Genomic DNA, 13,300 nt, shown 5'->3' with positions numbered 1-13,300 from the left:
GTCACGGTATCCGGCACCATACTCACTCGGGCTCACCGGCGCGAATGTAGGAGGTCTTGACCTGGGTATAGAACTCCGCTGCCGCCCGGCCCTGCTCGCCCGGCCCGAAGCTCGAGTTCTTCCGGCCGCCGAACGGCACGTGGTAGTCGGTGCCGGCGGTCGGCAGGTTGACGGTGACGCAGCCGGTCTCGACGTTGCGGCGGAAATGGGTGGCGTGGGCGAGCGACTTCGTGAAGATGCCGGCGACGAGGCCGTAGTCGGTATCGTTGGCGATCGCGAGGGCCTCCGCGCAGGAGCCGATCTTCTGCACCGCGGCGATCGGCGCGAACAGTTCGGCGCGGTTGACGTCCATGTCGTTGGTGGTGCCGGCCAGCAGCGTCGGGGCCATGTAGTGGCCCTCGTGTTGCAGCGACAGCCGCCCGCCGCCGGTGACGACGTCCGCGCCGTCGGCCCGCGCCCTGTCGATCCAGTCGAGGTTGGCGGCAAGCTGGCCGGCGCTGATCACCGGACCGATCCGGGTGTCCTCGTGCAGGGCGTGCCCGACCGTGAGCGCCGACAGCGCGGACGACAGCCTGTCGACGAACGCGTCGTGCACGGCCTCGTGGACGAGCAGGCGCGATGAGGCGGTGCATTTCTGGCCGGTGCCGGAATAGCCGCCGGCTATCGCGGCGTCGACGGCGAGTTGCAGGTCCGCGTCGTCCATGACGACCAGCGCGTTCTTGGAGCCGAGCTCGAGCTGGAACCTGGTCAGGTTCGCCGCCGCGGCGAGCGCCACCCGGCAGCCGACCTCGTATGATCCGGTGAAGGTGACGGCGTCGACGCCGCGGTGGCCGGCCAGGCCGCTGCCGATGCCGGAACCGGGACCCATCAGGAGCTGAAAGGCGCCGTCCGGCAGGCCCGAACGGGAGACGATCTCGGCCAGCGCCCAGGCCGAGGCCGGCGTTTCGTTCGCCGGCTTCCAGATCACCGCGTTGCCGAAGGCGAGCGCCGGGGCGATCTTCCAGCTCGCGGTGGCAACCGGGAAATTCCAGGGAGAAATCACCGCGACGACCCCCATCGGCTCGCGGCGCACGTCGATCTCGACGCCCGGGCGCACCGAGTCGGCGGTCTCGCCGAGCTGGCGCAGTACTTCGGCGGCGTAATAGCTGAAGAACTGGCCGGCGCGATAGACCTCGCCCCGGCCCTCGGCGAGCGGCTTGCCCTCCTCGCGCGACAGCAGCGTGCCGAGCTCCTCGGCCCGCGCCATCAGCTCGCGGCCGATCGCATCGAGCGCCGCCTGGCGCGCTTCGAGGCCGAGTTCACGGCAGGCCGGCAGCGCCGCCCGCGCCGCCGATACCGCATCGTCGAGCTGGGCCGGCGTCGCCTGCGCGTAGGCGCCGACGATGTCGGAGAGATCCGAGGGATTGATATTCGCGACGGTCTCGCCGCCCGGCGTCCATTCGCCCGCGATCAGGTTTGCAAAGGTGGCTGTCATTCGGTGCTCCGTGCGGGACAACCTCGGCGAAGCCGCCGCTTCAATCAAACAGAAATATCTGTTACCAATTTCAGGATTCCTGAAGTGGAGCGGGCATGATCAAGCTGGAAGCGCTGCGCGTCTTCATCACCGTCGCCGAGGTCGGCAACATCAAGGACGCCGCCGACCGCCTGGGCCGCACCGCCTCGGCCATCTCGATGACGCTGAAGCAGCTCGAGGAGGAGGTCGGCGGGCCGCTGTTTGCCACCGACCGCAAGAGCAGCCTGACGGCGCTCGGCCGCTTCATCCTCGACACCGCACAGGTGCAGTTGCGCAGCTACGACAAGTCCATCGCCCGCATCCGCGCCTATGCCCAGAACCGCATCGGCCGCCTCAGCGTCGCCGCGGTGCCGTCGGTCGCGACCCATCTGCTGCCGGCGCTGCTGCCGCGGTTCGTCGCCGAGCGGCCGGGGCTCGAGGTCGAGCTGTTCGACATCGACAGCCGCAGCGTCCAGGCGATGGTCGAGGCCGACCAGGCCGATCTGGGGCTTGCCGGCGAGCCGGTATCAGATGCCCTCACCGAGTTCACGCCGCTGTTCCGCGACCGCTTCAAGGTCGTGTGCGCGGAGGGTTCGCCGCTGTGCGCCAGGCCCTCGCCGCTGCGCTGGTCCGACCTCGCCGGCGAAACGCTGATCCGCAACGGCGCCTCGGAGGCGATCCAGTCGGCCGGCTATCGGGCGAAGGCGGCGCGCGCGTCGCTGACGGTCCACAACGTCACCTCGCTCGTGGCGCTGGCGCGGGCGGGTCTCGGCATCACGCTGCTGCCGGCGCTGGCGACCGTCGGTCTGCCGGAAGGCGCTGCCGCGCTGGAGCTGCGCGACGGCGAGGCGCAGCGCACCGTCGGGCTGCTCGAGCGTCGCGGCGCGGTGCGCAGTCCCGTGGCATCCGCATTCCGCGAAGTCATCCTGGCCGCCCTGCCCGACCTCGTCGCACGGGCCGGCGTCGAGCCGATCCGCCAGCGCCCGGTCAGTCTGCCCGCGTCGGGCGACCCGGCCGAGCTGCCGGTCAGTGCGCCGTCCAGCCGCCGTCGACGAGCAGGCTCGTCCCGGTCACCATCCCCGAGGCATCGCAGCTGAGGAACAGCACGGCGTCGGCAACGTCGTCGACGCCGGCCAGCCGGGTGGTCAGCAGGTTGGCGTCGACGTAGGCGCGAAAGTCCGGATCGGACAGGAAGGGCTTCGTCATCGGCGTCTCGACGAAGGTCGGCGCCACGGCATTGACCCGGACGCCGGTGCCGCGCAGGTCGACGGCCATCGCCTTGGTCAGGCCCTCGATGGCGAACTTGGTGGTGCAGTAGACCGTGCGCCTGACCAGCGCGACGTGGCCGGCCTGCGAGCTCATGTTGACGATCGCGCCGGCGCCGGCGGCGACCATCCGCCGCGCCGCCGCCTGGGCGGTGAAGAACGCCGCCCGGATGTTGATCGAGGTGACCCTGTCGAAGGTCTCCTCGTCGACGTCGAGAAATTCCTGCGGAACGTTGGTGCCGGCATTGTTGACCAGCACGTCGAGCCGCGGCAGGCCCGAGATGGCGGCATCGACCGCTGCCTTGTCGCAGACGTCGGCCACCAGGACATGCGCCCGTCGGCCGGTCGCTTTGACCTCGGAGGCCAGCGATTCCAACTCGTCGCGCGAGCGCGACATCAGCGCGACGTCGGCGCCGGAGCGCGCAAGGGCCAGCGCGCAGGCCCGCCCGATGCCCCGGCCCGCGCCGGTCACCAGCGCGGTGCGGCCGTCGAGCGAATAGCGCGACAGGGGGGTGTCGCCGGTCATTCGCCCTCCGCCTCCCGGCTCCTGGCCATGAACGCCGACAGCGCCATCAGCCGCCGGTCGCGCCACTTGGTGCGCTCGCCGAGGCTCTCCTTGGGCAGCGCGCCGCGCCGTTCGGCGTCGGCGCGGGCGATCAGGTTGCGGCTCCAGGGCTGCGGGTCGGAGCGTTGCCGGGCAATGTCCAGATAGAGTCCGCCGAGCCGTTCGGCATAGTCGCTGATGCCGCCCGGCGCGTTGAGGTCGATCGTCTCGAACGGGCCCATGAACGACCACCTGCGTCCGAGACCGGCCGACACCGTCTTGTCGATGTCCTCGAGGCTCGCATAGCCCTCCTCGTAGAGCGCCCACGCCTCCCGGAGCAGCGCGCCCTGCAGGCGGTTGAGGACGAAGCCGGCGACCTCGCGGCGCACCAGCACCGGCACCTGCCCAACCGCCTCCATCAGCGTCGTCGCCCGCTCGACCGCCTCGGCACGGGTCCACGGCGCCGGCACGATCTCGACGACCGGCACGAGATAGGGCGGGTTGACGGGATGGACGACCAGATAGTTCTCGCGATGGTCGAGCCCGTCGGTGAACTCCGACGCCGGGATGCCCGACGACGACGACCCGACGACGGTGTCGGCTCCGACGACCTCGTCGATCTGCCGGTAGATCGCCTGCTTCACGTCGGTGCGCTCGAACACCGATTCCTGGACATGGTCCGCCTCGCCGACCGCCTGCTCCAGCGTGTCGACCATCTCGACGCGCTCGAACACCGCGTCGGGGCTGTCGATCAGCTCGTAGCGGGCCAGATCCTCGAGGTTGCCGCGCACCCGCTCGGCGAAGGTCGCCATGGTGCGGGCGTCGCTGTCGAAGACGCGAACCGGATAGCCGGCCCGCGCGAAGACGATCGCCCAGCCGGAGCCGACGAGGCCGGCACCGACAATTCCGACGGGTCTGGTCATCGCCGCTGCGCCCTCAGGACACGACGGACGTGGCGCCGTCGGCCAGGCAGATCTCGCTGATCCGCAGCTTGTTGTCGGTGATCCGACAGGGGAACGTGTCGGCCAGCCGCTCCTCGTGGATCGGGATGACGCGGCGCGCCTCGTAGCCGGTCTGCTTCATCATCTCCTCGGTCGCCAGCACCAGGTTCATCTGGCTGCCGACCGCCAGCCCGACCGGCGTGTACATCGTCTCCACGTCGACGGCGAACCCGTCGCCCTCTAGGTTGTCGAACTGGTAGACGAGGTCGCCGGCCAGCACCCAGGTATCGCTCGAGTCCGTCTCGTTGTCGTTGCGCACCGTCACCCACATCGAGCCGAAGGTGTGGCTGTCGCGGGCGACATGCAGGTCGATGCCGGGCAGCACGTTCTCGACGCTGCCGTCGATCACCCTGAGCCGCTTCTCCTTCGCCAGGTTGACGCCGCGCAGGATGTCGCCCGGATCGACCGCGATCATCATCCAGCGCATCCGGTCCGGCAGCGACATCGCCCAGACCCAGTTCTCGATCTCGGAGCGCTGGATGTAGAAGGTTGCGTTGGGGAAGTCCTCGACGCAGCCGAAATGGTCGAAATGGGCATGCGAGATGAAGACGGTGTCGACGTCCTCCGGCGTGACGCCGCATTCGGCCAGCACCTCCCGGGGGCTGTGCCAGTTCTCGACGCCGAACTTGTCGGCGAGGTGCTTGCCGTAGTCCTTGTGGTTGTAGCCGACGTCGACGAGGGCGACATGCTCGTCGCTCTTGATCAGCACGTAGCAGTAGGGAAGCTTGACGTAGCCCTGGTTGTGGGCGCCGTACAGCACGCCGCTCTTGTGGTAGTTCGGGACGTAGGAATACTCCAGGACGTGGATCGAGTAGAGCGCCATCATTTCCTCCCTTCGGATTTGTCTCGCTGATGCGTCGCGGTGGCGGCCCGGCTATCCCGGCCTGCCTGTGTGTTTGCGGGCTCCGCACGAGCAGCAGGCGTGGGAAAAGTCGACGGGCGTCATGCCCGCCCGCGGCTCGGACGCCGCCAGCAGGCGCCGTTGCGCCTCGTGCAGCAGCGCCGACATCGCCTCGAACTCCGCCTCCGCGCGGCGCGGCGAGGACAGGTCCTTCTCGAGCTTTTCAAGTCCGCTGCGCAGCAGCCCGGCAATCGCCAGCAGCGCGTCGCGGTGACGCTCGACCGCGGCGGTGGCCGGGACCGCGCGAAGCCGCTCGGTCGCTTCAAGCAGCTGGTCCCTCGCCGAGGTGTGCATCGGCAGGTCGAGGTCGACGACGCTGCGGCTGTCGGCCTGCGACAGCAGCAGCAGCCCGGCGAACTGGCCGAGCACCCGCTTGAAGGCGTCGTAGACGGGCCGCGCCGCGCCGAGATAGGCGATGACCTCGTCGCGATCTATGCCCTCGCCGATCAGCGCATCCGGGGCCGCGTCCGCCGGGAGGTCCCAGATCGAGCAGTCGGCTCCGTGGATGGCGCCGGCCCCTGTTCCGGTCTGGACTGCCGTCATGTCGTCTCCTCCAGTCGGGCCGACCCGCGCCGGATCAGCCGGCCCGGCAGCGTGTGCTCCTCGGCCTGCGCCTGCGGGTGGGCCAGCAGCCGCTGCGCCTCGTCGATGGTCGTCTCGATCATCGCGTTGACGGGCTGGCGCACGGTGGTCAGCGAATAGGACGGCCAGGCCGCCATCGAGATGTCGTCGAAGCCGACGACCGAGAGCTCCCGCGGCACCGACAGGCCGAGCTCGCGGCGGGCGGCGTCGAGCGCGCCGATGGCGATGATGTCGTTGGCGCAGAAGATCGCGTCCGGCGGATTGCGCCGGTCCATCAGCCGCTTCACGGCGGTGAAGCCGGCCTCGTAGGTGAAGCTGCCGCCCTCCTCGACGATCGGCGCCTCGACGCCGAGTTGGGCGCAGCGTTCGACGAAGCCGCGCAGGCGGTCGGTGTTGGTGCTGGTGTCGGGCAGGCCGGCGATGTAGGCGAGGCGCCGGTGGCCGGCGGCGGCCAGCGCCTCCGCGACCTGGCGGCCGCCGTCGAAGTTGTCGCAGCACACCGCCGCCGCCCCCGATCCGGGTACGTAACGGTTGAACAGCACGACCGGCGTCCCCGCCGCGCGGCAGGCCGTCACCATTTCCGACGACATGGTCGCGGCCAGCACGATGGCGACGTCGGGGCTGTACTGGAGCAGCGTCGGCAGCGCGTCGTCGGTCTTGCGGCCGGGGCCGGCGAAAAACAGCATGGTCTGCAGGCCGGTGTCCTGCAGGCGCCGCGTCAGGCTGGCCAGCACCTCGGGATAGAACGGGTTGGTGATGTCGGCGACGACGATGCCGGCGATCTTGCTGCGCCGGGTGATCAGGCTGCGGGCGAACGGGTTGGGCTGGTAGCCGAGCCGCTCCGCCGCCTGGTGCACCTTCTCGCGCGTCTCCGGCGCGATGACGGCATTCTCGGTGAAGGCCCGCGACACCGTGGAGACGGAGACGCCGAGCTCCTCGGCGATGTCGCGCGCGGTGACGCGCGACCAGCCTGTCGCCGCGTCCGCCGCCGGTCCCGGGTCGGGCCCGGGATCGGGGGAAGAGGGGTCTGCGGCTGCCGTGTCCTTGGAGATCGATGTCATGCCGATGTCCGTGTGCTGCTGCGGTCCCGGGCGCGGCGCGAATGCATGGGTCGCCGTCGGACGCTCCCCGCCTTGCCGGGCCGCGGCCTCAGGCCGTGTTCCTGCCGCCGTAGCGTCTCAGGCGCAGGTCGGCCTGTTCCTTGTGGCCCCAGAAGTTCTCGATGGCGCACAGCCGCGAGCAGTACTCGCCGATGACCACGCTCGCCTCTTCCGTACATTGCTGATAGGTCACCGTCTTCATGAACTTGCCGACCCACAGTCCGCCGGTGTAGCGGGCCGCCGTCTTGGTCGGCAAGGTGTGATTGGTGCCGATCACCTTGTCGCCGTAGGCGACGTTGGTCTCCTTGCCCAGGAACAGCGAGCCGTAGTTGGTCATCCGGTCGAGGAACCAGCGCGGGTTCTCCGTCAGCACCTCGACGTGCTCGGAGGCGATCCGCTCGGCCTCGCGCAGCATCTCCTCGTCGTCCTCGACGAGGATGACCTGGCCGTAGTCGGCCCATGCCTTGCCGGCGACCTCCGCCGTCTTCAGGGTGCCGAGCTGCCGGTCGATCTCGCGCAGCGTGTCCTCGGCGACGCGCCGCGAGGTCGTGACCAGCACCGCCGGCGAGTTCGGCCCGTGCTCGGCCTGGCCGAGCAGGTCGGTGGCGCACATCTCGCCGTCGGCGGTGTCGTCGGCCAGCACCAGGATCTCGGTCGGCCCGGCCAGCAGGTCGATGCCGACGCGGCCGAACAGCTGGCGCTTGGATTCCGCCACGAAGGCGTTGCCCGGGCCGACCAGCATGTCGACGGGGGCGATCTCGTCGGTGCCGAGCGCCATCGCCGCCATCGCCTGGACGCCGCCGAGCAGGTAGATCTCGTCGGCGCCGCCGAGCGCCATCGCCGCGATCGTCGCGGGATGCGCCTTGCCGTTGGTCGGCGGGGTGCAGGCGATGACCCGGTCGACGCCGGCGACGCGCGCGGTCACCACGCTCATGTGGGCGGAGGCGACCATCGGGTAGCGGCCGCCGGGCACGTAGCAGCCGACGCTCTTCACCGGGATGTGCCGGTGGCCGAGCGTCACGCCGGGGATCGTCTCCACCTCGACGGGCAGCATCGATGCCTTCTGCGCCTCGGCGAAGCCGCGGATCTGCGCCTGGGCGAACTTGATGTCGTCGATCGTCTGCGCCGGCAGGCTGTCGATGCAGTCCTGGATCTCGGCGTCCGAGAGCCGGAAGCTCTCCGGGTTCCAGTTGTCGAACTTCTGCGAATACTCGCGAACCGCGGCGCTGCCCTCGGTGCGCACGCGTTCGAGGATCGCCTGCACCGTCTCGCGGACGGACTTGTCCACCGCGTCGAGTGATTCGGGGTCCATTCCGGACTTCAGTATCTCGGCCATATTTCCTTCCTGCCTCGGCGCTGCCGCCGGATAGTGACGGGAGAGGCGGACCTCCGCCCCTCCCGGGATCGCACTCAGTTGCCCGGCTTAACCGTCGGCTCGATCTTGGTCAGCTTGTAGAGATCGGCCGGCGGTTCGCAACGCTGGCAGTTGATGCCCGGCTCGTTGGGCGCCTTCACCACCACGTCGGCGGGAAGCGGCTGGATCGTCGCGCCGGGCGTCGGCTCGCCGTCCAGCGCCGAGGTCAGCGACAGTTCCGGCAGCAGCTCCGGATTGAACACCTCGGTGACGAAGGAACTCGGCACCTTGCCGTCCGGGAAGGCGTTGCAGCCGTTCTCGAAGGTGTCGCCCTCGCAGAGCTGCACCGCGTCGGCGGGAACCCACGGCAGCGGATACTGGATGTTCATCGGCTCCAGCTCGCGGTCGCCGTTGAGGATCTCCATCATCAGCTTGAAGGCGTAGCCCGACTGCGCGGGCGGCGAGCCCGAGGAGACGCCCTTCAGGCCCTTGGCCTGGTCCTCCGGGTTGGCGAGCGCCAGCCGGAAGCCGTTGGAGTTCTCGCCGGTGACCGGCACCAGGCGGTCGGGATTGGCCTGGCGCAGCGCCTCGATGGCGCCGTACTCGCCGGCCTGGGCCCAGATGCCGTCGACGTCGGGATGGGCGGCGAGCGCCTTGGCGGTCTCCTGCTGCGTGGTGCGGTCGTCCCAGTAGCTGTAGTACTCCGACACGACCTCGATGCCGGGATACTGGTCGAAGATGTGCTTGGCGCCGTTGGTGTGGCGCTCGTCGACCGAGTTGCCGGGCACGCCGCGTGACAGGAAGATCTTGCCCTTGCCGTCGAGCGCGTTGACCAGCGCCTGGGCGGTGTTCTCGCCGAAGCCCGAGGTGATGTAGCTGATGTTGTAGGCGCACGGCTCGGTGACCGTGGCGTCGTACATGAAGAACAGCACGCCCTGCTCGCAGCCGCGCTTGATGACGCGGTTCAGCGCCGTCGAGGAGATCGGGAAGGAGATGATGCCGTCGGCGCCGTCGGCGATCATGCTCTCGTAGTCGGAGATCTGCGCCTGCGGGTCGGTGCCGGAGATCACCTCGACCAGTTCGACGGTCTCGTTGTAGGGCGGCGTCTTGGCCAGCGCCTTGACGATGTTGGCCGCCTCGCTCTGCCAGGAATTGCCGGAATAGCTCAGCGACAGGTAGATCTTCTTCTTGTCCTGGGCGCTGGCGGCGCCGACCACGGCGACCGCCACGAGCGCCCCGAGCGCCAGTGAGGCCAGGCTTCTAGTCACTCTCATTTCGTGTTCCTCCATATTGTTCGGCCGGCAAGCCCGGCCTTCTCGAAACGGCACGCACCAGGTCCCTCGGCAGGTGCCGCGACTTCTCCCCGATCGTCATGCAATCGTTTGCACGACGGCTCGGAAAAACCCACTCGCAAACCTTTCCGTCCTGTCCGGGGCGTCGGGATTCCCCTCAGCCCGCGGACGTCCTCCCCATCCAGACGCGGATCGCCTCGTAGACGCTCTCGCGCAGGATGATCAGGGCGACCAGGATGACGGCGCCCTCGATGATCGTCTTCCAGCCCTGCTCGATGCCGAGCGCCGCCAGGATCGTGCCGAGCGTCGTCAGCAGGATGGCGCCGCCCACGGTGCCGAGGAAATTGCCCTTGCCGCCGAGGATCGACGAGCCGCCGACCACCACCGCGGCGATCGAGGGCAGCAGGTAGTCGTCGCCCATCCGGAGCGTCGCGCCGTTGGCGTAGGCGGCCAGCGCGATGCCGGTGAAGCCGGCGCACATCGCCGAGATCGCGTAGGCGCCGATCGTCAGCCGGCGCGTCGACAGGCCGGAGACGTGGGCGGCGACCGGATTGTTGCCCACCGCGTAGAGCCTGCGACCGAAGGTGGTCCAGGACTGCAGTACCACCGCGATCGCCACGAACACCGCCAGCAGCAGCACCGGCGCCGGGACGCCCAGCACGTGGGCGCGCATCAGGTCGGCGAGCGCCGGCGCGGGATAACCGCGCGGCGTCCCCTGGGTGTAGCCGAGACACAGGCTGTAGACGATGATGCCCATCGCCAGCGTCATGATGAACGGCGGAATCCGCAGCACGGTGACGCCGATCCCGCTGATGCTGCCGATCGCGGCGCTGACGGCGAGGATCGCCGGGATGACGTACCAGATACCGTCGTTGCTGCCGGCCAGCCACGTCGTCGTCAGCACGCCGCCGAGCGTGATCATCGAGGCGATCGACAGGTCCAGCCCGCGCACCAGGATGACCAGGCCCTGCCCGAACGAGCAGAACACCAGGAACGACGACAGGAACAGGATCGTCTCGGTCTGGCTCCAGCCGCCGAAGGCAGGACTGATGAACCGCGAGGACAGGATCAGCAGGACGGTGATGCCGAAGATTACCGCGATCGTGATCGGTTCGCTGCCGATCCGCGCGGCGCCGCGGGTGTCGGCCGCCGCCGCCGCCGCATCGGTTGCCGTCATGTCGTCCTCGACGCTCATCAGCCGTTGCCCCGCGACCTGGACATGTACTGGACGAAGGCTGCGAACAGCACCGCGACGATCATCACGACGCCCTGGAAGACGCCGGTGTAGAACGACGAGACGCCCGTCGAGAACAGCACCTTCTGCATCAGCATCAGCGTCGCCGCGCCGATCAGCGAGCCGATGACGCCGCCGGAGCCGCCGGAAAACGAGGTGCCGCCGAGCGCGACGGCGGCGAAGCACAGGAGCAGGAACGGCTCGCCGGCGGTCGGATTGCCGGTCGAGGTCTGGGCCGACAGCATGAAGCCGGCGCAGCCGTAGAGGACGCCGGCCCAGCAGAACGCGGCGAACCGGGTGCGCCGGACGTCGATGCCCGACAGTTCCGCCGCCGTCGCGTCACGCCCGACCGCGTAGAGCGCGATGCCGGTGTTGGTGCGCCGGAACGCCAGCCAGATGCAGGCGACGGCGACCGCGATCACCGCCGCGACCGGCACCGTCCCGAACAGCGAGCCGGTCAGTTCGTAGGCGATGAACTCCGACACGTAGCCGCCGGGTGCCTTCAGGATCAAGAGCGCGATGCCCTGGCAGACGATCATCGTGGCCAGCGTCGCGGCGATCGACTGGATGCGCATGTAGGCGACGAGGATGCCGTTGGTGGCGCCGACCGCGAGCCCGACGCCTACCACCATCGCCAGGTTGACCAGTGCCCCGAACGGCCCCTCGACCGGATAGACCGCGACCAGCACGTTCGACAGCGAGATGATGCCGGCGACCGAGAGATCGAAGCCGCCCTGCAGCACGACGAAGGTCTGGCCGGCCGCCGCCAGCATCAGCGGCAGCGAATTGTTGAGCAGCGATTCGATCGAATAGGCCGACAGGGCCGAGGGCTGCTCGGCCGCGTAGACGACCCACAGGATGACGTAGATCACGCCGATCAGGACCGCCCCCTGCGAGGCGATGCCCTGGCGCAGCCGGCGCTTCGGCGCGGCGTGGCCGGCCTCTGTCGCCGATGTCGCGTCGACGGCGCTCATCTCAGCTCGCCGCCTTCATCGGTTCGTCGCCGACATGGCCGTGGGCGGCCGTCAGCAGGTACTGTTCCGACAGCTCCCCGCGCGGCACCTCGGCCGCGACCCGGCCGCCGTAGATCACCAGGCAGGCGTCGCAGAGATTGACCAGTTCCGGCAATTCCGACGAATAGACGAGGATCGCGCCGCCCTTGTCGGCGAAGTCGCGCATCATCGCGTAGATCGCCTGCTTGGTGCCGACGTCGACGCCGCGGGTCGGATCGAACATGACCAGGCAGCGCGCGCCGCTCATCAGGGCGCGCGCCAGCACCGCCTTCTGCTGGTTGCCGCCCGACAGGTCGTTCATCCGGAAGCCGAAGTAGCGGTCGGCGAGCTCCACCGCCCTGGCGGGGCCGGCGATGGCCTTCGCGTCCTGGGCGTGGGTGAGGATACCTGACCTGGAGATCGCCCCGATCTTCGGCAGGGAAACGTTGGCGGCGGCGGTCAGGCCGCCGAACACCCCTTCGACCTTGCGTTCTTCCGGCACGTAGGCGATCCCAGCCGCCATCGCCTGGTGGGGCGAGGCGAGCGCTGCCGGGCTGCCGTCGACCTGGATGTCGCCGCCGGTGGCCGGCGCGAGCCCGGCCAGCGCCCGGAACAGCTCGAGCTGCCCCTGGCCCTCGAGCGCCGCCACGCCGAGGATCTCGCCCTGCCGCAACTCGAAGCTGACGTCGCGCATCCGTCCGGACGACAGGTTGCGGCCCTCCAGCACCACGGGCCTGTCGCCGGCGGCCGGCGCGCGGCCGGGGAAGCGGGCTTCCGGCGCCCGGCCGACCATCATCTTGAAGATCTCGTCGTCGTTGATGCCGGCGAGATCCACCGTTCCGATGGAGACGCCGTTGCGCAGCACCGTGGCGCGCTGGCACAGCTCGCGCACCTCCGCCAGCCGGTGCGAGATGTAGAGGATCGCGACGCCATCCCCGGTCAGCCGGCGGATCTGGTCGAACAGCCAGGTGGTGTCGGGCAGCGCCGCCGTCGGCTCGTCGAGGATCAGCAGCCGCGGCTTGTGGGAGAAGGCCCGGGTGATCTCGAGCCGCTGTTTCTCGGCAAGGCTCAGGTCCTCGACCCGCCAGCGCGGATCGATGTCGTCGATGTCGAATTCAGCGAAGATGTCGCGGGCCGCCGCGATCGCGTCGCCGCGCGAACTTGGCCGCAACGGTCCGCCCGACACGTTCGGGAGCAGTAGGTTCTCCGCCACCGTCAGGTTCGGCAGGAGGCTCAGTTCCTGGAAAGCCGTCGAGACGCCGGCACGCCGTGCCTCGACGATCGAGTGCGGGGTGTAGTCGCTCCCGCCGAGCCGCATCGTTCCGCCGTTGGGTCGCACCACGCCGGAGAGGATCTTGACGAGCGTCGACTTGCCGGCACCGTTCTCGCCGAGGATCGCGTGCACTTCGCGGGGGGCGACCTCCATGGACAGCGACTGCAGGGCCACGGTCGCCCCGTAGCGCTTTGCCAGACCGGTGACCGAGAGCAGTTGGTCGCGTCCCAAGCTTTTCCTCCGTGCAGCGCCGGAAACCGGCCCGGCAGT

Annotated in this window: 12 protein-coding genes; 1 reads left to right on the top strand and 11 read right to left on the bottom strand. The window is 69.4% G+C overall.

The features are described 5' to 3' along the window. Positions 1–22: 22 nt before the first annotated feature. The gene (locus V3328_RS00675; protein ID WP_340327708.1) at positions 23–1,474 is read right to left on the bottom strand and encodes an aldehyde dehydrogenase family protein; all 1,452 of its coding nucleotides are present in this window, start codon (positions 1,472–1,474) and stop codon (positions 23–25) included. Positions 1,475–1,569: 95 nt separating this feature from the next. On the opposite strand from V3328_RS00675, the gene V3328_RS00670 reads away from it, so the two are divergent. Continuing rightward, the gene (locus tag V3328_RS00670; RefSeq protein ID WP_340327707.1) at positions 1,570–2,589 is read left to right on the top strand and encodes a LysR family transcriptional regulator; all 1,020 of its coding nucleotides are present in this window, start codon (positions 1,570–1,572) and stop codon (positions 2,587–2,589) included. On the opposite strand, the gene V3328_RS00665 is transcribed toward V3328_RS00670, so the two are convergent. From V3328_RS00665 to V3328_RS00620, 10 genes are all read right to left on the bottom strand, one after another. Further along, complete coding sequence (locus V3328_RS00665) at positions 2,519–3,283, bottom strand: SDR family NAD(P)-dependent oxidoreductase (RefSeq protein WP_340327706.1); 765 nt, start codon at positions 3,281–3,283, stop codon at positions 2,519–2,521. The genes V3328_RS00670 and V3328_RS00665 overlap by 71 nt on opposite strands. Next, the gene (locus V3328_RS00660) at positions 3,280–4,224 is read right to left on the bottom strand and encodes a 3-hydroxyacyl-CoA dehydrogenase (RefSeq protein WP_340327705.1); all 945 of its coding nucleotides are present in this window, start codon (positions 4,222–4,224) and stop codon (positions 3,280–3,282) included. The genes V3328_RS00665 and V3328_RS00660 overlap by 4 nt, the downstream gene beginning before the upstream one ends. A 13-nt stretch (positions 4,225–4,237) precedes the next feature. After that, entirely contained in the window at positions 4,238–5,125 is an 888-nt protein-coding gene (locus V3328_RS00655; protein WP_340327704.1) for an N-acyl homoserine lactonase family protein, read from the bottom strand. Positions 5,126–5,176: 51 nt separating this feature from the next. Then, entirely contained in the window at positions 5,177–5,746 is a 570-nt protein-coding gene (locus V3328_RS00650) for a hypothetical protein (protein ID WP_340327703.1), read from the bottom strand. After that, positions 5,743–6,846 carry a LacI family DNA-binding transcriptional regulator gene (locus tag V3328_RS00645; protein ID WP_340327702.1) on the bottom strand — a complete coding sequence of 368 codons (1,104 nt, stop codon included), beginning with the start codon at positions 6,844–6,846 and terminating at the stop codon, positions 5,743–5,745. The genes V3328_RS00650 and V3328_RS00645 overlap by 4 nt, the downstream gene beginning before the upstream one ends. A gap of 88 nt (positions 6,847–6,934) precedes the next feature. Continuing rightward, positions 6,935–8,221 (bottom strand): histidinol dehydrogenase, encoded by a 1,287-nt coding sequence (gene hisD, locus V3328_RS00640; RefSeq protein WP_340327701.1) that lies wholly within the window; start codon positions 8,219–8,221, stop codon positions 6,935–6,937. Between the two features lie 74 nt (positions 8,222–8,295). Next, positions 8,296–9,513 carry a sugar ABC transporter substrate-binding protein gene (locus V3328_RS00635; protein WP_340327700.1) on the bottom strand — a complete coding sequence of 406 codons (1,218 nt, stop codon included), beginning with the start codon at positions 9,511–9,513 and terminating at the stop codon, positions 8,296–8,298. Between the two features lie 175 nt (positions 9,514–9,688). Further along, positions 9,689–10,726, bottom strand: a complete 1,038-nt coding sequence (locus tag V3328_RS00630) for an ABC transporter permease (RefSeq protein ID WP_340327699.1) — start codon at positions 10,724–10,726, stop codon at positions 9,689–9,691. After that, positions 10,726–11,739, bottom strand: coding sequence for an ABC transporter permease (locus tag V3328_RS00625; RefSeq protein WP_340327698.1), 1,014 nt, complete (start codon positions 11,737–11,739; stop codon positions 10,726–10,728). Before V3328_RS00625 ends, V3328_RS00630 begins: the two co-directional genes overlap by 1 nt. A 1-nt stretch (position 11,740) precedes the next feature. Beyond that, positions 11,741–13,261, bottom strand: coding sequence for a sugar ABC transporter ATP-binding protein (locus tag V3328_RS00620; protein ID WP_340327697.1), 1,521 nt, complete (start codon positions 13,259–13,261; stop codon positions 11,741–11,743). Between the last annotated feature and the right edge of the window lie 39 nt (positions 13,262–13,300).

It is taken from the genome of Microbaculum marinum, assembly GCF_037855135.1.
GTDB classification, from domain to species: domain Bacteria; phylum Pseudomonadota; class Alphaproteobacteria; order Rhizobiales; family Tepidamorphaceae; genus Microbaculum; species Microbaculum marinum.
Note: the sequence above shows the minus strand (reverse complement) of the source record. Positions and strands in the feature narration are given on the sequence as shown.

Coding starts and splice junctions, on each gene's coding strand:
- V3328_RS00675 (WP_340327708.1), bottom strand. CDS start 1,474: ATGACAGCCACCTTTGCAAACCTGATCGCGGGCGAATGGACGCCGGGC.
- V3328_RS00670 (WP_340327707.1), top strand. CDS start 1,570: ATGATCAAGCTGGAAGCGCTGCGCGTCTTCATCACCGTCGCCGAGGTC.
- V3328_RS00665 (WP_340327706.1), bottom strand. CDS start 3,283: ATGACCGGCGACACCCCCCTGTCGCGCTATTCGCTCGACGGCCGCACC.
- V3328_RS00660 (WP_340327705.1), bottom strand. CDS start 4,224: ATGACCAGACCCGTCGGAATTGTCGGTGCCGGCCTCGTCGGCTCCGGC.
- V3328_RS00655 (WP_340327704.1), bottom strand. CDS start 5,125: ATGGCGCTCTACTCGATCCACGTCCTGGAGTATTCCTACGTCCCGAAC.
- V3328_RS00650 (WP_340327703.1), bottom strand. CDS start 5,746: ATGACGGCAGTCCAGACCGGAACAGGGGCCGGCGCCATCCACGGAGCC.
- V3328_RS00645 (WP_340327702.1), bottom strand. CDS start 6,846: ATGACATCGATCTCCAAGGACACGGCAGCCGCAGACCCCTCTTCCCCC.
- hisD (WP_340327701.1), bottom strand. CDS start 8,221: ATGGCCGAGATACTGAAGTCCGGAATGGACCCCGAATCACTCGACGCG.
- V3328_RS00635 (WP_340327700.1), bottom strand. CDS start 9,513: ATGAGAGTGACTAGAAGCCTGGCCTCACTGGCGCTCGGGGCGCTCGTG.
- V3328_RS00630 (WP_340327699.1), bottom strand. CDS start 10,726: ATGAGCGTCGAGGACGACATGACGGCAACCGATGCGGCGGCGGCGGCG.
- V3328_RS00625 (WP_340327698.1), bottom strand. CDS start 11,739: ATGAGCGCCGTCGACGCGACATCGGCGACAGAGGCCGGCCACGCCGCG.